The sequence below is a fragment of the Ottowia caeni genome, assembly GCF_050821495.1.
GTDB classification, from domain to species: Bacteria; Pseudomonadota; Gammaproteobacteria; order Burkholderiales; family Burkholderiaceae_C; genus Ottowia; species Ottowia caeni.
On record NZ_CP151080.1, the window covers coordinates 934,598 to 956,732 of the forward strand.

Genomic DNA, 22,135 nt, shown 5'->3' on the forward strand with positions numbered 1-22,135 from the left:
ATGAACCCCATTACAGAAGAAGATATTGCGCAATTTCTGGTTCACACGCCGGATTTTTTTGAGCGCCACGCCGACCTGCTGGGCGCGGTCCAGTTGACTAGCCCTCATGGAGGCCGCGCAGTCAGCTTGCAGGAGCGCCAGGCCGAGATGCTGCGCGAGAAAATCAAGGTGCTGGAGCAGCGCCTGATGGAGATGATGCGGCACGGTAATGAGAACATGCTCATTGGCGACAAGTTGCAGCGCTGGTCGCGTCAGCTTTTCCTGGTGGCACGGCCGGTCGATTTGCCGGCGGTGCTGGTGAGCGAGATCAAGAGCCAGTTCAGCGTTCCGCAGGCCGGCATCAAGCTTTGGGGCACTGCCGAGGAACTGGCTCATGAACCCTTTGCGCAAGGCGTTTCGGACGACGTCAAGAGCCTCGCCTCTTCCTTGACGACGCCATACTGCGGCGTCAATGCCGGCTTTGATGCCGTCCGCTGGCTCGAAGACCCCGAAGCAGTGGCCTCGTTGGCACTCATTCCCCTCCGGGCAAGTCAGGGTTCGCCCGCTTTCGGCCTGCTGGTGCTGGCGTCACCGGACAGCCAGCGCTACCAGGCCGGCATGGCGACAGACTTCCTTGAGCGCATTGCTGAAATTGCCAGCGCTGCCCTCTCGCGACTCAGGCAGGCTTAAGGACCCTCATGACCCCGCCACAACTTGCCGAGGAGGATGTGGCGCTGATCGAGCGCTATCTGGAGCACGTGCGGGTCGAAAAGCGCCTGGCGGCCCGCACCGTCACGCTTTATAGCCTTGATCTTGAAAAACTGGCCATCTGTGCCGCTCAGGCGGGGGTGTCTCTCACTGATGTACAAAGTCATCATGTGCGCCGCTGGGTGGCACAAATGCATGGTGGTGGCCGCAGCGGCCGAGGCATTGCGCTGATTCTTTCCGGTTGGCGCGGTTTTTATGTCTGGCTGGGGCGAGAGGGCCGGATATCGGCAAATCCCGTGCAGGATGTCCGCGCCCCCGTCAGCCACGTCCCCTGCCGAAAGCACTCGGTGTCGATGAGGCCGTGCAGTTGGCTGAACACCACCAGAATGAAGACGATCCCTGGCTGGATGCGCGCGATGCGGCCATGGTCGAGTTGCTCTACGGTTGTGGCCTTCGCGTGGGCGAGCTGGTGGCGCTTGACGTCGCCGCGAGCGCGGAGGCAGAGCGTGCCGGCCGCGGCTGGATCGATCTGGAGAGCGGAGAAGCACACGTGCTGGGAAAGGGCGGAAAACGTCGTGCAGTGCCCGTGGGAAAAAAGCCGAGGCTGCGCTGCGGCGCTGGCTGGAGTTGCGCGCCCTGGCCCCGAAAAATGCCGATGCCGATGCTGATACAGCGCGTGCCTTGTTTACGGGGCGCCATGGCACGCGCCTGACAGCCGCCTCGGTGCGGCACCGCTTGAAGCGCCGTAGCCTGCTGGCGGGCCTTCCTACCCCGGTGCATCCGCATATGCTGCGCCATTCGTTCGCCAGTCACCTTCTGCAGTCGAGCGGCGACCTGCGTGCGGTGCAGGAACTGCTGGGGCATGCGAACATTGGAACCACACAGGTGTATACGCGCCTCGACTTCCAGCATCTGGCCAACGCCTACGACGCGGCGCACCCCAGAGCCAGAAAAACGCCCTCCTGAAGCGCTGGCGCACCTTCACAGGCGCTCTTACTTGCAGCGATCTGTCCCTTCGTCGGCATGAAATTTCCTGGGGTACTACACTGGCAGGTTGCTTCTTGCCAGCCCTGCTGGCGTTTTTTACTCAAATCCGCCATGTCCATGATTCCCGCCACCATCCTTACCGGCTTTCTCGGTGCCGGCAAGACCACGCTGCTCAAGCGCGTGCTGACCGAGGCACACGGCCAGAAAATCGCCATCATCGAGAACGAGTTCGGTGAAGAAAACATCGATAACGACATTCTCGTGAACGACACGCAGGAACAGATCATCCAGATGAGCAACGGTTGCGTCTGCTGCTCCATTCGCGAAGACTTGCGCAGCACCCTGCAGCTGCTGGCCGCCAAGAAGCGCAAGGGTTTGCTGGATTTCGAACGTGTCGTGATTGAAACCACGGGTCTGGCCGATCCGGGGCCGGTCGCCCAGACATTCTTCATGGATGATGAAATTGCCGAAAGCTACCTGCTGGACGCCATCGTGACCGTTGTCGACGCAAAGCATGCCGCCGAGCAGCTCAACGAGCGGCAGGAGGCGCGTCGGCAAGTAGGCTTCGCCGACCAGATTTTCATCAGCAAATCTGATCTGGTGGATGCTGACGAGCTTGAAGCGCTGCAACATCGCCTCAAGCATATGAACCCGCGCGCGCCGCAAAAGGCGGTGCATTTTGGGGAAGTGCCGCTCAACGAAGTGTTCGACCTGCGGGGCTTCAACCTGAATGCCAAGCTCGACATCGACCCGGATTTCCTCAAGGAAGAAGAGCACGAGCACCATCATCACCATGATGGCGAGCACTGCGACCATCCGTCACACCAGCATGACCACGGGCACGACCACGGGCATGGTCACCATCATCACCATGACGACGACGTCAAGAGCTTTGTTTTCCGGTCCGATCGTCCGTTCGACCCCGCCAAGCTGGAAGATTTTCTTGGTGCCATCGTCAACATTTACGGTCCGCGCATGCTGCGCTACAAGGGCGTTTTAAGCATGAAGGGCACCGAGCGCAAAGTCATTTTTCAGGGCGTGCATCAGCTGATGGGCAGCGACCTCGGTCCTGCCTGGGGTGAGGGCGAGCCGCGCACCAGCAAAATGGTTTTCATAGGCATTGACCTGCCCAAGGACATCCTGATGCAGGGGCTGGAGCAAAGTTTAGTTTGATCAGATCCCCTTCAGGCGTATACCCCCAGGCAGAAGGCCGATACAATCGCCGCCTTTGTAGCCCATCCGGTCATGCGCGGCGAGCGCGCGTCCGTAGGGGCTGGTGTTTCTTAGTCGCCCAAGAAGGTCTATAAAAGCAAGAGGGCTTCCCCGGATGAAGAACGACCCACTACATCCGTTGTACATTCACAGGTTCGACTGACGTCACTCGGCGTCATCGTCCACGGGAGACAGACAAAGTGAAACCTGCGGCTGCCAAGAGTCTGGCTAAACCAAAGGCGCCCCCTGCAAAGGCTGCGCCGGAGAAGGAATCCGTGGCATCCCACAAGGGGGATGCCCGATCCAAGGCTGTCGCGCCAGCCAAGGCTGAAAAAGCTGCCGCAAGTGCCCGGAGTGCGCCCGTCAAGTCGGGCGTGCAAAGGGCTGTCCCTCCAACCGTTTCATCCCCGGCTGCGTCAACCGCACCGGCTGCACCGAGAATATTGCCTATGCCTATCGTTGCCTCACCTCCCGTACCCAGCCCGATCAAGAAGGACCCCGCTCTGATCGATAACTGGAAAACCAAGTCTCCCGAGGAGCTGATCGATGCTGAGGTCCTCGCCATGCCGGACAGCGAGTACATGAACGACAAGCAGATGGCTTTTTTCCGTCTGAAGCTTGTTCAACTCAAGAACGACATGCTCGCCAATGCGGGCCAGACGACTGAAAATCTGCGCGAAGATACCGTGGTAGTGCCCGACCCCGCAGACCGAGCCACTATTGAAGAAGAGCACGCACTAGAATTGCGCACGCGTGACCGTGAGCGCAAGCTGCTCAAGAAGATCGAGCAATCCATCGCCCGCATCGACTCTGGCGACTACGGCTATTGCGATGAGACCGGTGAGCCCATCGGTGTGGGCCGATTGCTGGCCCGTCCCACGGCCACGCTTTCGCTGGAGGCCCAGCAACGGCGTGAACTGAAGCAGAAAATGTTTGGCGACTGACCCTTGGCTGGCACGGAACCTCGGCGGATCACATCATGAGTAAGGATCCCGTCTCAGCGGGGAAGAGTGGGCTGTTGTCCAAGGTGGTCAGATTCGTTAGTAGTCCGACCACTCATTGGGCTGATCTCGATCGCCCCCAAGGTGCTACGACATCCAGCGAATCCCGGCTGGCCCTGAAGGAAATGATCGAGCGGAAGCGGCGCAATGATTTTGTGCGTCACCGGGAGTTTGACCTTCTACGCAAACTGCGCCGCCGGGAGATTTCCTCAACCCCTGAGCCGGGCGGTCTATCGAGCTTCGCCACCAGTAGCCAGTTCGTAGATACTGGGGGTAGGGCTCGCACTCTCGAGAAGATCGCCGAGATAGAAAAGCAGATGTCCAGCGACTGGTTGCCGCCCAGAGGGGAATCTGGCGCGGCGCCAATGTCTGCGTCGTCGTCTCAGGCGCCCACTTTGGATGGGATTGCGGATCAAGTGCCCGAGTCCGGGGGCGTAGCACCGATGATCCCAATCAATGCCGCCACGACGATTTTTCAGCCTACGGAAGTCCTGGACACAAGGATCCCTGATTCCGAGTTCCTTCCTGAGCCCTTGCTCCCGGATGAACCGGTTGCAGAAAGCCCTGAAATGCTGCCGATGTTGACCGGCGTGACCGGCATCACTGGCATCGAAGGCTTGGCGAGTGCCAGATCGGGGCCGGAGATCGAAGAGGCGGCCATTCGCTTCGCCAACGGAGATGCCGAGGGCGCCGAGACGGGGCTTCTAGGGTTGCTGCGCGAGGTTGGCCTGCGCAATGATCAAGATACATGGCTGACTCTGTTTGATCTGTATCGTGCCAAGGGAGATCACGACAAGTTCGACGACGTCGCCTTGGATTTTGCAGGCCACTTTGGTCGCTCGGCCCCTCAATGGACGCTGGAGCCTGAAATACCCTCGCAGCATACGCCGCTGGTGCGGGCAACATCTGGGGCGCATGCCGACGGATCACCGCACTGGAGCACGCCGTCTTCGTTGGGCGTGCAATCGGTAGCGGCGCTTGGTGCCGTACTGGAGCACCATGCGCCGCCTTGGCGCATTGATTGGAGTGACCTCGTAGCTGTCGATGCGTCGGCGGTGGCGGCACTCGCCGAAACCTTGAAGCGCTGGGCTGATACACCCGAGAAGTTCGAATTCATTGGTGCGGATCGTCTGAAACAGCTTCTCGTCGAGCACTCTCCGGACGATGACCGTACGATTGACCCCAGCTGGTGGAGCGCGCGCCTTGCGCTGCTGCGCTTGATGAACGAAATGGACGACTTTGAGCTGGCAGCGCTCAAGTACTGCGTAACCTACGAAGTCTCTCCACCAGCCTGGCAAGAGCCGCGCTGCGTTTTTGTCAGCGTTGTGGGTGAGGGAGAGGTTCTTGTGCCCGCCGAAGATCAAGGGGATCCCTTCGAAGATGCGGGTGGCAGTTCTCCCGAAGCACGTCAGTCATTGCAGGACGGTAGTACTGCCGCGGAGCAAGTTGCCGAAGAGAAGACTGTGGCCGCATCCGGCGCACAACCGGCGATTTCCAGAGCTAATGGCCTCGCAGATGGCCAGGCTGTCCTGAAAGTCCCCTTGCGAGGTGAGATATTGGGCAGTGCAGATGCTGTTCTCGGATCCCTGGAAGTCGCCAGCGGTACCGCCTCCATTGAGTTCAACTGCCTTGAGTTGGAGCGTGTCGATTTCAGTGCGGCCGGCACACTGCTTAATTGGGCTACCGAGCACCAGGCACAGGGCCGCCAGATCGTTTTCAAGCACGTCAATCGCCTGGTGGCAGCATTCTTCGGCGTGGTGGGTATCAGCGAAGTGGCTCGTGTCAGGCTGCGCAGGGACTGAGCCATAGGGGCTGTGGTATGCAGCTTTGGGGGCCTTGTGGATTTCGCGATCGCCCCCATCTAAATGCGATGGAAGCATTTCACGGTACTACGATTATCAGCGCGCGGCGGAAAACTCCTGAGGGCTGGCAAGTTGCCATTGGTGGCGACGGTCAGGTTACTCTCGGGAATATCGTCGTCAAGGGCACGGCCCGCAAGGTACGCAAGCTCTATCACGGCAAAGTGCTGGCCGGGTTCGCCGGCGCTACAGCCGATGCCTTTACCTTGTTTGAGCGTTTTGAGGCCAAGCTGGAAAAGCACCAGGGTCACTTGACGCGCGCCGCCATCGAGCTCACCAAGGATTGGCGGACCGACCGAGTGTTACGCCGCCTGGAAGCCATGCTCGCAGTGGCAGATCGTGAGGCTTCGCTCATCATCACCGGCAATGGTGATGTGCTCGAGCCTGAGCACGGTTTGGTGGCCATCGGTTCTGGCGGTGCTTATGCGCACGCGGCGGCCAAGGCTCTTCTCGACCACACCGAACTCCCCGCCGACCAGATTGTGAAGCGTTCCCTCGAAATCGCAGGTGAGCTGTGCATTTACACCAACATGCAGCACACGATCGAAACGCTGTGACCTCGTGTCCGGGGCGCTAGTCTCCCCTGCACTCATTCATTCGCAAGGGGGGTGTGCCACTGTCTGGCCCAAGCCCGGCAGGCTCCCAAGCCAGGTTGCAACTTTCCGCTTGACGCCTAACGCTCAAAGATCAACGCTTAACATTCAACGCACTATGTCCTCCATGACTCCGCAGGAGATCGTCTCCGAACTAGACCGCCACATCGTCGGGCAGCAAGATGCCAAGCGTGCCGTGGCCATTGCCTTGCGTAATCGCTGGCGGCGCCAGCAGGTCGACGAAAAGCTGCGCCCGGAAATTACCCCCAAGAACATCCTCATGATCGGACCCACGGGGGTTGGCAAGACGGAGATCGCCAGGAGGCTCGCGCGGCTGGCAGGTGCGCCCTTCATCAAGGTGGAGGCCACCAAGTTCACCGAAGTCGGCTATGTGGGCAAGGATGTTGATTCCATCATCCGCGATCTGGCTGAAATGGCTGTCAAACAATCCCGCGAAGCTGCGATGAAAAAGCAGCGCACCCGTGCTGAAGATTTGGCGGAAGAGCGCATTCTTGATGTACTGATTCCTCCGGCGCGCCTGCCAGAGGGCGCTACAACCCAACCCGGCAGCGACAGCGCCGCGCGTCAGAGTTTTCGCAAGAAACTGCGCGAAGGCCAGCTCGACGACAAGGAAATCGAGCTCGAACTGGCGCAAGCGCAACCTACCCTGGAAATCATGGGGCCGCCTGGCATGGAAGACATGGCCGAGCAACTCAAGGGTATGCTGGGCAACATCGGTGCCGGCCGCCGCAAAATGCGGCGCGTGAAAATTGGTGAGGCCTTGAAGCTGCTGATCGATGAGGAAGCAGGCAAGCTGGTCAACGAGGAAGAGATCCGTACCCAGGCCCTCCAGAACCTGGAGCAAAATGGTATCGTCTTCATCGACGAGATCGACAAGGTGGCTTCACGCGGCGACGGTGGAACGGCCGAGGTGTCTCGCCAGGGGGTTCAGCGTGATCTGTTGCCATTGGTGGAGGGCACCACGGTGACCACCAAGTACGGCATGGTCCGTACCGATCACATCCTGTTTATTGCCTCGGGGGCGTTTCATCTGGCCAAACCCAGTGATCTGATTCCCGAGCTGCAAGGCCGGTTACCCATCAGGGTCGAACTCGCTTCGCTTTCCGTCCAGGATTTTGAAGCCATTCTGACGCAAACAGATGCCTCTCTGGTGCGTCAATACCAGGCACTGATGGCCACGGAAGGTGTGAACCTGGAGTTTTCTCCCGACGGTATCTCACGCTTGGCTGAGATCGCCTGTGCCGTGAACGAGTCCACGGAGAATATCGGTGCACGGCGCCTGTCCACTGTCATGGAGCGATTGCTCGATGAAGTCAGTTTCGATGCTACGAAGCTCGAAGGGCAGACGGTCAGTATCGATGCGGCCTATGTCGATGCCCGCTTGGCGGCTCTGAGCAAGAACGAAGACCTGTCTCGCTATATTCTGTAATTTCGCTGAGAACCCATTAGATTCATTCATTTTGCCTCTATTTTTGCTTGTTTCTGGTCGAAACAGAGGTAATGAAATCCGCGTTTTCTCCTCAGAGGGTGACTGATCTCCGCGAACACCATTACAATCGCGCCCATGCTACGGGACACCTCTCCCGGCGCCCGCTGTGGTGCGCCGGCCTCGGGAAGTGCTCACCGCTCGCCAGTAGGTCGATGGTTGTTCATCGGCGCTTTTTGTCTGGTGACTGGGTCTCTTTCGGCCCAGACGGTGCGCTCGGACGCTTCCAAAATTTTCAGCTCGCCTTGTTCTTCGGCCAAGGCGGTTCATGATATGCGCTGCTCAAACTACACCGGGTTCAAAGACCGGTTGGGCTTGCGCGCGGGCAGCTCTGACCGTGCAGCCTTGGCGACGCCAGAAACCGCTTTGTCCAGTACCTTGAGGCTCGGTCGCAGTGTCCAAAGCGGTATCGCCTCCTGGTATGGCCCCGGTTTTCATGGTCGACAAACGGCGAGCGGAGAGACCTTCGACATGGGCGATCTCACGGCCGCCCACAGAACGTTGCCCTTCGGTACACGCTTGCTAGTGCAGAACCCAAGAACTGGCAAGGAAGTCGTGGTCCGCATTAACGACAGAGGGCCTTTTGCGCGTGGTCGTGTGATTGATCTCAGCAAGGCTGCGGCGGCAGCCCTGGGGATCAAGGCGCGCGGGCACGACGCCGTGGTATTGCGGGAAGTTCAGGGCTCGGAAGAGGGCGAGCAACTGGTTCGCGTCGACTGACCCTCCGTCTCTGATTGCGTGCTGCCCCGGAACGTTGGTTCCGGGCAGCATCAAATCATTTCAGGACGCCGGCGAAGAATTCCGAAAGGGCGTCAAAGCCGTCCAGCGGCAAGACGTTCGCAACATACTGGTCAGGGCGTACCACAATCATGCACCCGGTGCCACGGTTAATGCCGCGCATGTCAAAAATGTCGCCTGCTCCCTTGTGATCGACGCAGAACACTTTTTCATAGTCCTGCAACCCAAGCTTTCCAGTCTTGGGCTTCAGGAGTGAAGGCATATCCTCATAGGCGAGCTGCTCGAAGGTCTGCTGGAAAACAGCCCGAACGTCAATCACCGCGTCGACGTCCTCTGCCTGGCGGGTGTGTTTGACGATCGGAGATTTGGGGTCGGTCTCCAGCCAGTCCGCCAGCTTGTGGATTGCCGATCCCGGGCTTGATGTGTCCGTCTTCCCGGCGAACGCATAAATGCGCCAGCGTGCGTCCGCCTCAGCCGCATGGCCCAACTGCATTTGCTTGGCGTCAGACAGTCTCACGACGGGTGCTGAATGGAAGCGGCGACCGATCTCCTCTCCCTTTGCAAGAGCCTGGTGAGTCCCAGGTGCGAAAAGCGTCGACTGATCGTATTTCACGGCGGTGCCGCCCGTGAACTCCAGGTTGGCCTTGAACTGGCGAATGATGCGGGGCTCTTCTGTACCGTCGCGCTCGGCCTGGGTGGTTGGCGCGGACATGATTCTTGCCCACTCGTGGTCGGTCTCGACAAGTCGCTTGGCTTCGGTCAGGCGTTCTTTGGAGTAGCTGCGAAGCAGGCTCGCATCCGACCTTCCCTGGAGTACATGCACCAGCTTCCAGCCAAGGTTGAACGTATCCTGCATGGAGACGTTCATGCCTTGCCCAGCCTTGGGCGAGTGGGTGTGGCACGCATCACCCGCCGTGAACACGCGGGGGTTACGGTTCTCGCCTTCTGGCACATCGTCGAATTTATCCGTGATGCTGTGTCCGATGTCATAGATTGACCACCAGACGACTTCCTTCACGTCGAGCGAGTACGGCCGGATGATCCGGTTCGCTGCGGCGATCATGTCATCCTGGGTGAGCTTGCGACTCGCGGCTTTCTCGTCAGGCCGGAGCTTGTCCAGCTCGACATACATACGGAACACATAACCGCCCTCGCGCGGCAGGATCAACACGTTGCCCTCGTTCGCAGAAGAGATCAGGCACTTTTGTCGAACGTCGGGGAAATCGGTGTTGGCCAGAATATCCATCACGCCCCATGCCTGATGCGCGGCATCGCCATGCAGCACGCCGCCGATAGACTTGCGCACCATGGAGTGGGCTCCATCGCAGCCGACCACGTAGTTGGCGCGTACCGTGCGGGTTGCACCCCAGTTCACGCCGCTGGAGTCCTTGATGGTCACCGTCACCGGGTGATCGTCGGTCGTGTGGTCGATGGTCAGTCCTACGACCTCCCAGCCATAGTCGGGCTCCAGACGCGAAGGCGAGTTCTTCATGACTTCCAGGAAAAGTTCGTGAAGCCGCGCCTGATTGATCAGGATGTGCGGCATTTCCGAACTGTCGTCAGCCACGTCCTGCACCCGGCCCACCCGTTTGATGTGCTCAGCGTTGGCCGGATCCGGCATCCAGAAGGCCGTCTGATTGACCCAGTACGTTTCCCGCTTGACCTTGTCGGCGAACCCGAAGGCCTGGAACATTTCCATGGTGCGCGTGTTGATGCCGTCGGCCTTGCCCTTGATGATGTTGCAAGGCATTCGCTCAAGGATCATCGTGTCGATCTCGGGAAACTGCGAAAGCTGCGCGGCGAGGCAGAGGCCGGCTGGCCCTGTGCCGGCAATCAGTACATCGACCTTTTCGGGCAATGGCTCGTTGATGCCCCGGTTGCGTCGATTAGGCGCGGCTTGCTTGACATCAGGGTTGCCGCCTCTGAAGCCATTCTTGTAGTACTGCATCGCAGTCTCCTAGGTTTGAAGAGCGCCATCAACCACCTGCCGGCGCGGTGGCAAATAATAACTGCACTTACTAATTCCCGTCAATCCGATATGTATACTTATTAAAATTGGAAGTCGTTTTCAGCTTGAACCCAGATTTCCCATTAGGGCTTGGGATGGCAGCGAGGGCAGTTGCGAGGCAGTTTGGTCCCGACTGAGGAGCCCATAGCCGTAGCTATGGTCGACGAAGAGGGGCCGAAATGACCGCAAATGCACCGCTGACGCCCAGGCAGCACCGAAGGTGCGCCTAATGGAAAATCTGGGTTGAATGAAGGCTGCAACTGGGACGCCCGGTGCGCAACCGGCCGTTCGTGCGTTTTTTGGAGCAAGGGATGAACTCACTTGACATGGCGGGACACCTGATACGCCGCATGCATCAGCAGTCTACCCATACTTTCGTGCAGCGCACGCAGGCTGCCGGCTATGACCTGACGCCTGTTCAGTTCGCGGCCCTTGACTGCATACACGCCCACCCCGCCACGGATCAGGCGCGCGTCGCAGAGATGATTGCCTACGATCGAGCCACCATAGGTGGGGTTATAGATCGAATGGAGCAGAAAGGCTGGGTTCGCCGCGTGGTCGCCGAACGCGATCGGAGGGCGCGCGAACTATCCTTGACAGACGAGGGGCAGCGCGTTCATTCAGCCCTGCTGCCTATTGTTCGCGCCTTGCAGGCTGACATACTTCGGCCATTGAGTGATGCCGATCGAGCGTGCTTTCTCCAGCTCGCCCGCATGGTGGTGAAGCACGAAGGATGACCTGCATAACCCTCGTGCGCCGGTTTTCCCGCCTCTGACTTGGAGGCCTCCGCTTCCCTGAGCCTAGATCCGGATCTAGGCTGAGTTCAGCGTTCGTCGTAGCTCACAACCAGTCTGTCCGAGGTGGGTCTGGCCTGGCAACTCAGCACGAAACCCTGCGCCATTTCGTCCGCCTCCAGCGTGAAGTTCTTGTCCATGCTGACGCTGCCTTCCAAGACCTTCGCCCGGCACGTGCAGCAGACCCCTGCCTTGCACGAATAGGGCAAATCCAGGCCCGCGGAGAGCGCCACATCGAGCACATGTTGATCAGTGCGCATGGCGAGTTCGTGGGTTTTGCCGTCCACGGTCACCATCAGTTGCACTTGGCCGACGGGTGCCTCCGGATCGGGCTGTGCAATGGCGGCGCGGCGCGCTTCGGGGCTCATCTCGTCCAGACGCGGCGAGGTGAAGCGCTCAGTGTGGATGCGTTCGCCCGGCACCCCGGCTTCCTTGAGCGCAGTTTCCGTGGCCTCGATCATGGCTTCAGGGCCACAGATGAACACTTCGTCCATGCTGGCCGCAGGCAAAAGCGTGCTCACCAGCTGCCGCACTTTTTCGGCGTCAATTCGGCCCTCCAGCAGCGGCACCTCCTGCGCTTGCCGCGAGAGAATGTGGATCAGCGTCAGACGGTTCTTGTACTTGTCCTTGAGATCCTGCAAGGCCTCGTTGAACATCACGCTGGCCATCCGGCGATTGCCGTACACCAGCGTGAACTTGGCCTCAGGGTGCTCTTCCATTGTGCTCGCAATGATGGAGAGAATCGGGGTGATTCCCGACCCGGCGGCAAACCCCACGCGGTGCAGTGCGCGCGGATGCTTTGAGACGAAGCGGCCATCTGGCGGCATCACGGCCAGAGTGTCTCCTGCCTTGAGCTGCGTGGCGGCCCAATTCGAGAAGACACCGCCCTCCATGGGACGAATGCCTACCTCGAGTTCGCGCGCATGGGCATAGCGGCTGCGGGTGGAACAGATCGAGTAGTTGCGCCGTACATCTTCGCCATTGAGGTTCTTGCGCAAGGTCAGAAACTGGCCAGGCTGGAACTGAAAGCTCTCCTGCAGTTCTGCTGGCACGGCGAACGTGATGGCCACGGAGCCAGCCGCCTCGGGGCTGACGCGGGCAACGGTGAGATCGTGAAAACGTGGGGTGGACATGCCTGGGCCTATATCCTCTTGAAGTAATCGAACGGCTCCATGCAGTCGAGGCAGCGAAAGAGTGCCTTGCAGGCCGTGGAGCCAAAGTGGGAGGTCTCGGTGGTATTGGTGGAGCCGCACAAAGGGCAGGGCACCGGCTCGGCAGGTCGTGCCGGGGCAAATCGCAAGACCGCCTCATCAGCGGCCATGCTGCCGCACTGCGGCGGTGCAATGCCGTAGGCCCGCAGCTTTTCGCGGCCCTCTTCGGTCATCCAGTCGGTGGTCCAGGCGGGTGCCAGTTGTGTGAGTACGCGGCCTGATACCCCTTCGCGCGCCAGCGTGGCGGCAATGTCGTCTGCGATTTGCTCCATGGCGGGGCAGCCGCTGTAGGTGGGCGTGATGACCACTTCCACCGTGCCGTCGGCTCCGCGGCGCAGATCTCGCAGGATACCCATTTCGCGCAAGGTGATGACGGGTATCTCCGGGTCGGTCAGCGCCTCCAGGGCGTGCCAGAGTGGGCCGAACTCAGCATCTCGCGCACCCTCGTTCAGAGACGAAGGGCGTGCCTGAGTTTCGGGGTGGGCGGGCTGTGTCACCAGGTGGCTCCCGGGTGGGCGCGCGCCAGGCTCTGCATTTCAGCGAGCAGGTAGCCCAGGTGCTCCGAATGAATGCCTTCCTTGCCTTGCGTGATGTAACCCTTGACCGCAGGTGGACGGCGCAAGGTGGCTTCGGCCAGGGCTTCGTTCACGATGCTGTCCCACTCAGGCCGCAGCTCTGAGATGGCAACGCCGGCACCGCTGGCGTTCACGGCGCTCTCCAGGGCACTGGGTTTCCAGAATTCTTCTGTATAGGGCAGCAGGTGGTCTACAGCCGCTTGCGCTCGCTGATGGGACTCTTCCGTCCCGTCGCCCAGGCGAACGAGCCAGTCGCGCGAGTGGCGCAGGTGGTAGCGCACCTCTTTGAGGCTCTTGGCAGCAATGGCGGCCAACTGGCGGTCGGTCGAGTGCTGCAATCGATCCCACACCAGGGTCATCAGGTTGCTGTAGAGAAAATTGCGGACGATGGTGGTGGCCCAGTCTCGGTTGGCGGCCGCCGAAGGCAGCAGTGCCAGGCTGTGGGGCAACTCCAGCAGGGTGTAGTTGCGAAACTCGGGTACATCGCGAAAATAAGCCAGCGTGTCTTCCGTGGCGCCTTCGCCTTGAAGGGTGGCTGCGTACTGGTACAGCATGCGCGCCTGGCCGATCAAGTCGAGGCTGTTGTTGGCCATCGACAGGTCTTCTTCCAGGACGGGGGCATGGCCGCACCATTCGGCATTGCGCTGGCCCAGCACCAGGGCGTTGTCGGCCAGGTGCAACAGGTAAGCCAACGGCGCGGATTGGTCGAGCGTGGGTGCTTGAGCGGTGAGCGTGTTCATGGTGGTTGTCTGCACGCGGTTGCTGATCACATGTGTCCCACTTCTTCGGGGATCTCGTAGAACGTGGGGTGCCGATAGATCTTGTCGCTGGCCGGATCAAAAAATTCGGCCTTGTCGTCGGGCTCGCTCGCCACGATCATGTGAGACGGAATCACCCAGATTGAGACCCCTTCTTGCCGCCGCGTATAGACGTCGCGTGCCATCTGAAGTGCGTGCTGCGCATCGCTGGCATGCAGGCTCCCGCAGTGCTTGTGCTCCAGGCCTTGTTTGCTGCGCACGAACACTTCCCACAGGGGCCAGTCGCGAAGGGCTTTGGTGCCTGCGGGCCGCGAGGAGGGGGCGGGCGTGCTGTTTCCGGTGGGCTGGTTCATGCTGCTTCCTTCATGGCGCGTTGTGCTTGTTTGTGGGCATGGGCCAGGGCAGCTTCACGTACCCAGGCGCCGTCTTCGTGGGCTTTGACCCGTGTTGCCAGGCGTTCCTTGTTACAAGGGCCGTGCCCGTTCACGGTTTGCCAGAACTCGTCCCAATCGATGGGGCCGTAGTCATAGTGACCGCGTTCCTCATTCCATTTGAGGTCGGGGTCGGGCAGTGTGACGCCCAGTACCTTGGCTTGAGGCACCGTGGCGTCGATGAATTTCTGGCGCAGGTCGTCGTTGCTGATGCGCTTGATGCCCCAGGCCGCGCCCTGCGCGCTGTTCGGGCTGTCGGCATCGGGCGGGCCGAACATGGCCAGACATTTCCACCAGGTGCGGTTGACGGCGTCCTGCACCATGTCGCGCTGTGCCTGGGTGCCTTTCATCATGACCAAGAGCGCCTCGTAGCCCTGGCGCTGATGGAACGATTCTTCCTTGCAGACCCGCACCATGGCACGCGCATAAGGACCGTAAGAGCAACGGCACAGCGGGATCTGGTTCATGATGGCCGCGCCATCGACCAACCAGCCGATCACGCCCACATCGGCCCAGTTGAGCGTGGGGTAGTTGAAGATGCTGCTGTACTTGGCCTTGCCGGAATGCAAGGCATCGAGCATGTCGTCCCGGCTGGTGCCCAGGGTTTCAGCTGCGCTGTATAGGTAAAGGCCGTGACCGCCTTCGTCCTGCACCTTGGCGATGAGAATGGCCTTGCGTTTGAGGCTGGGCGCTCGGCTGATCCAGTTGCCCTCGGGTAGCATGCCCACGATCTCTGAGTGTGCATGCTGGCTGATCTGGCGCACCAGGGTCTTGCGATAAGCCTCGGGCATCCAGTCGCGCGGCTCAATGCGGCCATCGTCGGCGATCCTGGCGTCGAAGGCGGCTTGCAGGGCCGCTTCGTTCTCGGAAATGGGTTTGGGTACCGACTTTAGGCCGGCCGCTTTGGCATCGGTCTCGTCAGGCACGGAAAACGATTGCGTATACATGCGGATCTCCTTGGCGCCTGGCGCCTCAGTGGTTCGGATGCGCTGCATCCGTACGGAAAGACCCGAGTATAAATAATTAGCCGACCGAACGGTCGGCTAATTATTGACTGCCCTTTAGGGGTTTACCCGAAAGAAGCTTCTCGCGTTCAGATTCCTCGCGTTTTTGGTTTTTGGTTTTTCAGCTTTTCAGCTTTTCAGCTTTCGGTCGTCAGTTCGAACCTGCTTCCACCTGCCAACGCTGCCCCGAGCCTTTGCCCAACGCCTGCAGCACCTTCGGCAGAGCGGCATCCAGTGTCGCTTTCAAGGAGTGGGGGGATTGATGACGAACATTCCGCTGCTCGTCAGGCCTTTTTGCGGGGGCCGGCTGCTGGCCTCGCCACTCGGAGTGTCGGGTGCCGCGCCAATGTTCAGCGTGGCATGCAGCCAAGGTCTGCCTGCCTGGGTCGTCAATGTCCGGAGCCGACGCGGCAGATCGTGTGCCTCGGCACGCGCAATGATGGGATACCAGATGAGATAGACGCCTGTCGGGAAGCGCTTCAAAGCGTCTTGCATGGCCGCCTGCACCTTGGCGTAGTCGGTCTTGATTTCGTAGCTGGGATCCATGAGAACCAGTGCGCGGCGAGAGCCGCCTGGGGCTACCGGCGGCGGCAGCAGGGCCTTCAGCCCTTCGAAGCCGTCCTGGGCCAGCACCGCAACCTGACGTCCGGCCTCCAGTTGGGCAATGTTTCCCTGCAAGCTCTTGGCGTCGGAGGGGTGAAGCTCAAAGAGCTTGAGGCGGTCGCGCACTGCAGCGCGTGTCGGCTCGCTCATGAGGTGGTGCATTACAAATGGAGATCCCGGATAGATGCGCCATGAACCACCCTCGGGGTTGAACGCCCCGACCACGCTGAGGTAGTCGGCCAATGCGTCGTCTGCTGGGGCTTGGGCGGCATCCGGTGAAAGGCCAGCCAGGCGCAGCACGCCATCTCCTGCTTCACCGGATGTTTGCGCGTAATCGCCGTCAAGCCTGTAGAGCCCTGCGCCCGCGTGCGTGTCGATCAAGGTGAGCGGCGTCTGCTTTTGCATCAGGTGCCGCATCACCGCAATCAGGGTCATGTGTTTGAGGACGTCGGCATGGTTGCCGGCATGGAAGGCGTGTCGATAACTGAACATGGGCCGATGGTAAGGGTTGCCGAGAAAATCAGGGTCTATTTTGTTGCTGCCTTCAACCGCTTTACATACCTTTGGTGCGAACCTGCCCCAGCGGGTGAGGCGGCGAAAGGAGGTCTAAGGAGAAGAAAATCTTAGTCCTCTTGTGGATAACTGGCTCAAACCCTATAATGCTGGGTTCTGCAGCGCCTATTGGCCCCGCGGCAGACGTTTTGTGGGTCAGCCTTATTCAGGCAAGCCTTTGGAATGAACCCACCTAAGAGGCTCCCAGCAGAGGAGCACCGACCGTGGAAAAGGGCCGTTCTTACCTTCACAGGAAAAACTCATGAAAACGTTCAGCGCAAAACCTGCTGACGTGACGCACGAGTGGTTTGTGATTGACGCCACCGACAAGGTGCTCGGACGGGTCGCCAGCGAAGTGGCCCTCCGTCTGCGCGGCAAGCACAAAGCCATCTATACGCCTCACGTCGATACCGGCGACTTCATCGTCGTCGTCAACGCTTCCAAGCTCCGTGTAACCGGCGCCAAAGAGCTCGACAAAAAATACTACCGCCATACCGGCTACCCCGGCGGCATTCGCGAAACCAACTTCCGCGACATGCAGGCCAAGCACCCTGGCCGCGCGCTGGAGAAGGCTGTCAAGGGCATGTTGCCCAAGGGTCCTCTGGGTTACGCCATGATCAAGAAACTGAAGGTCTATGGTGGCGCTGAGCATCCGCATAGCGCTCAGCAACCCAAAGTGCTTGAAATCGCAGCTCTTTCCAATGGGGTAGCTCAATGATCGGTGATTGGAACAACGGCACCGGCCGACGCAAATCCAGCGTTGCCCGCGTGTTCATCAAAAAAGGCAGCGGCAAGATCACTGTCAATGGCAAGGATATTGGCGACTTCTTTGGCCGCCAGACCTCCATCATGATCTGCAAGCAGCCTCTGGTGCTAACTGACAACGTCGAGACGTTCGACGTTCAGGTCAATGTCCACGGTGGCGGTGAATCCGGCCAGGCTGGTGCTGTGCGCCACGGCATCACCCGCGCGCTCATCGACTATGACGAAACTCTCAAGCCGGTGCTGAGCCAGGCTGGCTTCGTCACGCGTGACGCGCGTGAAGTTGAACGTAAAAAGGTCGGTCTGCACTCTGCTCGCCGCCGCAAGCAGTTCAGCAAGCGTTAAGCAACATTCCTGGGGGCTTCGTGCTCCTGGTTTTGGCCAAAACCGTGCATCTCTTTGTGAGTTGCACGGTTTTTGTTTTGGAGCCGTGGTAAAAAGACCCATTGGGCACACAATGCTCAGGAGTATTGGCCATGTTAGGTATAAAAAGACAAGCCACCTTGCGCAGCACCATAGGCGCAGGTATGAAGGTGGTGGGTGATTGCAACTTCCAGGAAGGCCTGCAGATCGATGGCGAGGTGATTGGCAATGTCACTGCCGAACCGGGTTCGTCGAGCGCGCTGGTAATCACCGAAACCGGCAGCGTACACGGGGCCGTGAGTGCGGATCATGTCGTGATTGGTGGCAGCGTCATTGGCCCAGTGCAGGCCAACGAACGGCTCGAATTGCACTCCAAGGCGAGAGTGCAGGGCGACGTGAAGTACAACACCCTGGAGATGCAGCAAGGTGCAGTCATAGCCGGCCAGTTGCAGCCACAGATGGTGCGCGGCCCGCTTCCGGAGCAGGCAGCCTCCTCGCCCGAACCTACCGAGCCTACCCTGGAGCCCTGAGCCCTGAGCCCTGAGCCCTGAGCCCTGAGCCGGACCTGGGCTGAGTTCCCGGCGCCGCAGGGAGGGGTATTGCCCGTGCTCAGCAGAAATCCGAGTGTTTTGATATACTATTTGTACAAGACTACAGGAGTTGCGTCATGAGCGCTCTGCCACAAGATATCCAATCACCCACACAAATGCCTGATCCCATCGTCTTCACCGACAGCGCGGCCGCCAAAGTGGCTGATCTGATCGCCGAAGAAGGAAACCCAGACCTGAAGTTGCGCGTTTTCGTGCAAGGCGGCGGCTGCTCTGGTTTTCAGTATGGCTTCACGTTCGACGAGATCTCCAACGAAGACGACACCACCATGACCAAGAATGGCGTGTCGCTGTTGATCGACGCCATGAGTTACCAGTATCTGGTAGGTGCCGAGATCGACTACAAGGAAGATCTGCAAGGCGCACAGTTTGTGATCAAGAACCCCAACGCTACCACCACGTGCGGTTGCGGGTCTTCGTTCTCCACCGCAGACAACTGATCACCGTCGCGTAATGAAAATGCCCGCTGTAAGAAGCGGGCATTTTTGTTGGATCTTGGCGGTTATCTCTGAACAGGCTCATAGACCCTGTTCAAGGTTACTCTGCGCTCGCGCTCGAAATCTGGCTCGCTGCCGCCAATTGCATCTTCATGCCTGTCGCCAATTTGGCAAACTGGGCTTTGCTGCTTGGGGATATGGGCACGTTTTCACGCTGTTCGGCCAGCACGCTCGGATCGCGTGGCTCGTTGTTGACGCGAAGCTCGAAGTGCAGATGCGGGCCTGTGGCTACTCCGGTCATCCCGACGGCGCCAATGGTCTCGCCCTGAATGACGTTGTCGCCCACTCGCACATCCACACGTGAGAGGTGGGCATACACTGTGGATTGCCGATCACGGTGCTTCACGTAGACCACTTTGCCGTAACCACTTTGTGTTCCGGCGAATTCAACCACGCCATCTCCGACGGTGCGTACTGGCGTGCCGGTCGGGGCTGCGTAATCTACGCCATTGTGCTCGCGCTGGTAGCCGAGCACAGGGTGGTTGCGCATGCCAAAGCCGCTGGACATCCGGGAGAATTCAAGCGGTGCGACCAGATAGGCCTTGCGCAGACTCTGGCCGTCGAAGGCGTAGTAACCGCCTTTAGAGGCGCCAGGCTCCTGGAACCACATGGCCTGGAGCGTCTTGCCGCGGTTGACGAATTCGGCGCTGAGGATCTTGCCAGCGCGCATTGGTTCACCGTCGGCTTCCAGCGTCTCGTAGACAACGGAGAAGCGATCGCCTCGATGCAGGCCGCGGTGGAAGTCGACGTCGCTGTCGAACATTTCGGTCAGCTGCTTGGTCACACTGTCGGGTACGCGAGCGTCATCGGTGGCTGCGAACAGGGTGGACTGGATGATGCCGCTGGCCAGGCGCTGGGTGGCAACCAGGGGCGCAGTTTCGATGCGTGCGGTGAACCCGCTGGCGCTTCTTTCAACGACCAAGCGCTTGAAATGAGTGTCTGAGCTATTTTCGAGCCACTGCGTGCGCAAGGAGAGAAGTTCTTGCTGATCGTTGGCTTCAGCGGTCACCGTGCGCACTGCGCGACCAAAAAGTACTTGCCGTGTGGTTTCGTTGCGGCGCAGGAACGCAGCTGCCCCAGGATCCGCCAAACCTAACCGCTGGAGCAGGTTCTCGGGAGTTTCGGCTGCGCGGGTAACTTCGGTCCGATAGAGCTTGAATGCGAACAGATCAAGCGCATCGGACTGCGCGCTCAGCGACAATGGTTCAACGGACTCCGCTACCAGGCGAACCGGCTCGGTAGGGGGAGTGGGAGCCAGAGAGGCTACGGCGAATGCACCGCCCCCACCGCCGAGCAGAAGTGCTGCGAGGACGGCGGAAATACGTTTTGGGTGACGATGGACGACATCAGCGAGCGCTAGGCCCGTGGAAATCAACTCTTGCTTCACTAGAAAAAGTGCCCTGAAATCTGAGGTGTATTGGAGACGGTATTCTGAAAAATTACCGCTTTCAGTCACTCTTGCGAGCGGGGCCCTAAAATTACGGACCGTAACCCGGATGAGTATACCGGCGTAGGCATAGGCCTACAAGTCAACCTTATGATCAATTCAGCTCCTGTTACAAACTACCCTGTTACTGATGCCGTCCGAGAAGCCATGGCGGTCAGCCTGCGTGGATGCGAGGAATTGCTGCCTCAGGAAGACTGGCTCAAGAAGCTGGCACGCTCTGATGCCACCGGCAAGCCGCTTCGCATCAAGCTGGGGCTGGATCCGACCGCGCCCGATATCCACATTGGTCACACCGTCGTGCTCAACAAGATGCGGCAGCTGCAGGATCTGGGCCATACGGTGATTTTCCTGATTGGCGATTTCACGACTCTGATCGGCGACCCCTCCGGCCGCAATTCGACTCGCCCCCCTCTCGGCCGAGCAGATCCGGCAAAACGCGGAAACCTACAAGACGCAGGCGTTCAAGGTGCTGGATCCGGCGCGGACGGAGTTGCGCTACAACAGCGAGTGGAGCGATGCGCTCGGTGCGCGCGGCATGATCCAGCTGGCGGCCAAGTACACCGTGGCGCGCATGATGGAGCGCAACGATTTTCACGACCGATTCAAGGCTGGCACCCCCATCAGTGTGCACGAGTTTCTGTACCCGCTGATGCAGGGCTATGACTCGGTGGCGCTGCATAGCGATATTGAACTGGGCGGAACTGACCAGAAGTTCAACTTGCTCATGGGACGGCATCTCCAGGTCGAATACGGGCAGGAGCCGCAGTGCATTCTGACCATGCCCTTGCTGGAGGGCCTGGACGGCATCGAGAAGATGTCGAAATCCAAAAACAATTACATTGGCATCACCGAAGACGCCAACACCATGTTCGCCAAGGTGCTCTCGATTTCCGACGAGCTGATGTGGCGCTGGTTCACCTTGCTGTCGTTCAAGTCCATGGCCGATATCGAGGCGCTGCGCGCTGAAGTGGCGCAGGGCCGTAATCCGAAGGACGCCAAGGTCATGCTGGCCAAGGAGATCACCGCCCGTTTTCATTCGGCGGCGGCGGCCGACGCTGCGGAACAGGATTTCATCAATCGCAGCAGGGGAGGCGTGCCGGACGACATTCCCGAGGTGGCGCTCACGGGTGCCCCAATGGGCATAGGGGCTGTTCTGAAGGCTGCCGGCCTGGCGCCTTCAACCAGTGAAGCCGGCCGACTGATAGACGGTGGCGGCGTGCGCGTGGATTCCAGCGTGATCAGCGACCGAGGGCTGAAGCTGGAAGCCGGCACTTATGTCGTACAGGTTGGCAAGCGCAAGTTTGCGCGAGTGGCGCTGACGCCTGCCTGATCCGGCGCAGTGGGTTGGCGCCACTACTTTGGCCGCGCCACTAGGTGGAGCCAGCGCCTCCCGTACCAGCCTAATTGGCTAGAGGTTGGCTACGAGGTTTGATGGCACTGCATTCAGCATTGCTGTCCCACTTGTCTCGGCAGTGTTTCCAGCCGCAGGCGTCGCGCTTGAAGGGGTTGCTGCCTGCGTCTTTCAGGCACTGGCCGAGCGGCGTGTTGGATGCACCTTTGTTACCCATGAAGTCGCCGCCACTGGCCGGGCAGTCGCCTTGTCCCCAGCGGCCTTCGCAATGCTGGCGCATGCAGCGATCGCGTGCGAGCGGGTTCATGCCGGCGTGGTCCATGCAGCTTTTCAGGCTGGCATTCGGGTTGGCGTTGGGATTGGCGCTGGAGCGGTAGGCCTTGGGCTCGGGTGCGGGAGGTGCTTCCTTGGTAAGAGCAGGGGTGGCGCGGCTGGGCTTCTGGCCTTGTTCGGCCCGGTGCTTACGGGCGGCTTCAGCCGCTTGCGCGGAATTGCTCTGCGCCTGTGCCGTCATTGGCGCCAGGAACAGCGTTTGTGCCACGGCAAATGCCACGGCTGCACGCATCAGATGATTGAAAACTCCCATG

General features: G+C 59.9%; 20 protein-coding genes and 4 pseudogenes. 15 read left to right on the forward strand and 9 right to left on the reverse strand.

Annotated features, from left to right (window positions below; all coding sequences use genetic code 11):
- The 9 genes and pseudogenes from AAAK34_RS04465 to AAAK34_RS04505 all read left to right on the forward strand — a co-directional run bounded on the left by AAAK34_RS04465 (position 1) and on the right by AAAK34_RS04505 (position 8,566).
- A complete protein-coding gene (locus AAAK34_RS04465; protein ID WP_231695283.1) occupies positions 1 to 669 on the forward strand; it encodes a DUF484 family protein in 669 nt (222 codons plus the stop codon).
- 8 nt (positions 670 to 677) lie between these two features.
- Positions 678 to 905: pseudogene (locus AAAK34_RS04470) on the forward strand (site-specific integrase); the annotation flags it as partial.
- Positions 906 to 1,048: 143 nt separating this feature from the next.
- A pseudogene (locus AAAK34_RS04475) lies at positions 1,049 to 1,653 on the forward strand (tyrosine-type recombinase/integrase).
- Positions 1,654 to 1,785: 132 nt separating this feature from the next.
- Positions 1,786 to 2,847 carry a CobW family GTP-binding protein gene (locus AAAK34_RS04480; RefSeq protein WP_231695484.1) on the forward strand — a complete coding sequence of 354 codons (1,062 nt, stop codon included), beginning with the start codon at positions 1,786 to 1,788 and terminating at the stop codon, positions 2,845 to 2,847.
- 239 nt (positions 2,848 to 3,086) lie between these two features.
- On the forward strand, positions 3,087 to 3,830 hold the full coding sequence (gene dksA, locus AAAK34_RS04485; RefSeq protein ID WP_431777797.1) for an RNA polymerase-binding protein DksA: 744 nt from the start codon (positions 3,087 to 3,089) through the stop codon (positions 3,828 to 3,830).
- 35 nt (positions 3,831 to 3,865) lie between these two features.
- On the forward strand, positions 3,866 to 5,689 hold the full coding sequence (locus AAAK34_RS04490) for an STAS domain-containing protein (protein ID WP_231695280.1): 1,824 nt from the start codon (positions 3,866 to 3,868) through the stop codon (positions 5,687 to 5,689).
- Positions 5,690 to 5,757: 68 nt separating this feature from the next.
- Positions 5,758 to 6,303: an ATP-dependent protease subunit HslV gene (gene hslV, locus AAAK34_RS04495; protein ID WP_231695279.1), complete on the forward strand. Its 546-nt coding sequence runs from the start codon at positions 5,758 to 5,760 to the stop codon at positions 6,301 to 6,303.
- A gap of 154 nt (positions 6,304 to 6,457) precedes the next feature.
- A complete protein-coding gene (hslU, locus tag AAAK34_RS04500; RefSeq protein ID WP_231695278.1) occupies positions 6,458 to 7,789 on the forward strand; it encodes an ATP-dependent protease ATPase subunit HslU in 1,332 nt (443 codons plus the stop codon).
- Positions 7,790 to 8,119: 330 nt separating this feature from the next.
- Positions 8,120 to 8,566 (forward strand): septal ring lytic transglycosylase RlpA family protein, encoded by a 447-nt coding sequence (locus AAAK34_RS04505; protein ID WP_431777798.1) that lies wholly within the window; start codon positions 8,120 to 8,122, stop codon positions 8,564 to 8,566.
- A gap of 55 nt (positions 8,567 to 8,621) precedes the next feature.
- Here AAAK34_RS04505 and AAAK34_RS04510 read toward each other — a convergent pair whose 3' ends face one another.
- The gene (locus AAAK34_RS04510) at positions 8,622 to 10,532 is read right to left on the reverse strand and encodes an FAD-dependent monooxygenase (protein ID WP_231695276.1); all 1,911 of its coding nucleotides are present in this window, start codon (positions 10,530 to 10,532) and stop codon (positions 8,622 to 8,624) included.
- A 371-nt stretch (positions 10,533 to 10,903) separates the two neighbouring features.
- Here AAAK34_RS04510 and AAAK34_RS04515 point away from each other — a divergent pair, with 371 nt between their 5' ends.
- On the forward strand, positions 10,904 to 11,329 hold the full coding sequence (locus AAAK34_RS04515; RefSeq protein ID WP_231695275.1) for a MarR family transcriptional regulator: 426 nt from the start codon (positions 10,904 to 10,906) through the stop codon (positions 11,327 to 11,329).
- 86 nt (positions 11,330 to 11,415) lie between these two features.
- On the opposite strand, the gene paaE is transcribed toward AAAK34_RS04515, so the two are convergent.
- The 6 genes and pseudogenes from paaE to AAAK34_RS04545 form a co-directional block, all read right to left on the reverse strand.
- Positions 11,416 to 12,519 carry a 1,2-phenylacetyl-CoA epoxidase subunit PaaE gene (gene paaE, locus AAAK34_RS04520; protein ID WP_231695274.1) on the reverse strand — a complete coding sequence of 368 codons (1,104 nt, stop codon included), beginning with the start codon at positions 12,517 to 12,519 and terminating at the stop codon, positions 11,416 to 11,418.
- 8 nt (positions 12,520 to 12,527) lie between these two features.
- Positions 12,528 to 13,049 carry a 1,2-phenylacetyl-CoA epoxidase subunit PaaD gene (gene paaD, locus AAAK34_RS04525; RefSeq protein WP_231695483.1) on the reverse strand — a complete coding sequence of 174 codons (522 nt, stop codon included), beginning with the start codon at positions 13,047 to 13,049 and terminating at the stop codon, positions 12,528 to 12,530.
- A gap of 41 nt (positions 13,050 to 13,090) precedes the next feature.
- Entirely contained in the window at positions 13,091 to 13,912 is an 822-nt protein-coding gene (gene paaC / locus AAAK34_RS04530) for a 1,2-phenylacetyl-CoA epoxidase subunit PaaC (protein ID WP_431777799.1), read from the reverse strand.
- Positions 13,913 to 13,938: 26 nt separating this feature from the next.
- A complete protein-coding gene (gene paaB / locus AAAK34_RS04535) occupies positions 13,939 to 14,283 on the reverse strand; it encodes a 1,2-phenylacetyl-CoA epoxidase subunit PaaB (RefSeq protein ID WP_231695272.1) in 345 nt (114 codons plus the stop codon).
- The gene (paaA, locus tag AAAK34_RS04540) at positions 14,280 to 15,308 is read right to left on the reverse strand and encodes a 1,2-phenylacetyl-CoA epoxidase subunit PaaA (protein WP_231695271.1); all 1,029 of its coding nucleotides are present in this window, start codon (positions 15,306 to 15,308) and stop codon (positions 14,280 to 14,282) included. Before paaA ends, paaB begins: the two co-directional genes overlap by 4 nt.
- Before the next feature lie 208 nt (positions 15,309 to 15,516).
- Positions 15,517 to 16,460: pseudogene (locus tag AAAK34_RS04545) on the reverse strand (23S rRNA (adenine(2030)-N(6))-methyltransferase RlmJ).
- A gap of 322 nt (positions 16,461 to 16,782) precedes the next feature.
- Between AAAK34_RS04545 and rplM the strand changes: the two are divergent.
- From rplM to erpA, 4 genes are all read left to right on the forward strand, one after another.
- Entirely contained in the window at positions 16,783 to 17,238 is a 456-nt protein-coding gene (rplM, locus tag AAAK34_RS04550; RefSeq protein WP_231695269.1) for a 50S ribosomal protein L13, read from the forward strand.
- Complete coding sequence (gene rpsI, locus AAAK34_RS04555) at positions 17,235 to 17,627, forward strand: 30S ribosomal protein S9 (RefSeq protein ID WP_231695268.1); 393 nt, start codon at positions 17,235 to 17,237, stop codon at positions 17,625 to 17,627. The genes rplM and rpsI overlap by 4 nt, the downstream gene beginning before the upstream one ends.
- A 131-nt stretch (positions 17,628 to 17,758) precedes the next feature.
- The gene (locus tag AAAK34_RS04560) at positions 17,759 to 18,175 is read left to right on the forward strand and encodes a polymer-forming cytoskeletal protein (protein WP_231695267.1); all 417 of its coding nucleotides are present in this window, start codon (positions 17,759 to 17,761) and stop codon (positions 18,173 to 18,175) included.
- Positions 18,176 to 18,312: 137 nt separating this feature from the next.
- A complete protein-coding gene (gene erpA, locus AAAK34_RS04565) occupies positions 18,313 to 18,693 on the forward strand; it encodes an iron-sulfur cluster insertion protein ErpA (RefSeq protein WP_231695266.1) in 381 nt (126 codons plus the stop codon).
- Between the two features lie 97 nt (positions 18,694 to 18,790).
- On the opposite strand, the gene AAAK34_RS04570 is transcribed toward erpA, so the two are convergent.
- Positions 18,791 to 20,137: a M23 family metallopeptidase gene (locus tag AAAK34_RS04570; protein WP_231695265.1), complete on the reverse strand. Its 1,347-nt coding sequence runs from the start codon at positions 20,135 to 20,137 to the stop codon at positions 18,791 to 18,793.
- A gap of 150 nt (positions 20,138 to 20,287) precedes the next feature.
- Between AAAK34_RS04570 and tyrS the strand changes: the two are divergent.
- A pseudogene (gene tyrS, locus AAAK34_RS04575) lies at positions 20,288 to 21,527 on the forward strand (tyrosine--tRNA ligase).
- A gap of 70 nt (positions 21,528 to 21,597) precedes the next feature.
- Here tyrS and AAAK34_RS04580 read toward each other — a convergent pair.
- Positions 21,598 to 22,134, reverse strand: a complete 537-nt coding sequence (locus AAAK34_RS04580; RefSeq protein ID WP_231695264.1) for a hypothetical protein — start codon at positions 22,132 to 22,134, stop codon at positions 21,598 to 21,600.
- Between the last annotated feature and the right edge of the window lies 1 nt (position 22,135).